Origin of the sequence: Oceanobacillus caeni (genome assembly GCF_019037185.1) — a bacterium.
Classification (GTDB): Bacteria; Bacillota; Bacilli; order Bacillales; family Amphibacillaceae; genus Oceanobacillus; species Oceanobacillus caeni.
The window spans coordinates 1-673 of sequence record NZ_JAHHXM010000084.1 but is presented as its reverse complement, the minus strand read 5'-3'; the positions used below and the strand labels follow the sequence as shown (position 1 = coordinate 673).

At 38.3% G+C, this 673-nt stretch carries 1 protein-coding gene; it reads left to right on the top strand.

The annotated features are described in order from the left end of the window. Positions 1-477 (top strand): IS3 family transposase (locus KM885_RS17780; RefSeq protein ID WP_216884346.1); only part of this gene is annotated, 477 nt, incomplete at its 5' end. Positions 478-673: the final 196 nt, after the last annotated feature.

The following is a 673-nucleotide window of genomic DNA, read 5'->3' as shown; positions in this document are numbered from 1 at the left end:
GCTGATATTACATATGTCCATACGCTTCGTGATGGTTGGTGTTATCTAGCGTCCGTTCTTGATTTACATACAAAAAAAGTGGTCGGATATAAATTCTCTCGTACCATGACAACAGAAATTGTGCTGGAAGCACTTCAGAATGCGATTCAAGATCAAAAGCCCGATCCCGGTCTTATCGTGCATACAGATTTAGGAACACAATATACAAGTGAAGCCTTTCAAAAACTACTAAAAAAACATGAAATGGTTCCGTCATTTAGTCGAAAAGGATGTCCATATGACAACGCTTGTATTGAATCTTTTCATGCCATATTGAAAAAAGAAGAAGTGTATCTAACCAAATACGAAAGCTTTGAGACAGCGAGAATTGCGTTATTTCAATTCATCGAAGGTTGGTATAATCGCAAACGAATTCATGGAAGCATTGGTTATTTGACACCGGATGAATACGAAAAAATGTGCCGAATAGCAGCGTAAAACATGGGGTACAGAACACTTCCCCCTTCACATTTTTTTGGCACAACAGCCATGGGTTTATTTCTCCACGTCCCAAGTAGATTGTCAAAGGATCTTTTCACTTTGACAATCTACTTGGGACGTGGAACAATCCATGAATGGTTGTTGTGCAAAAAAACTTAATCTTTTTGTGTCCAAAAACTTGACGTAGATCCAA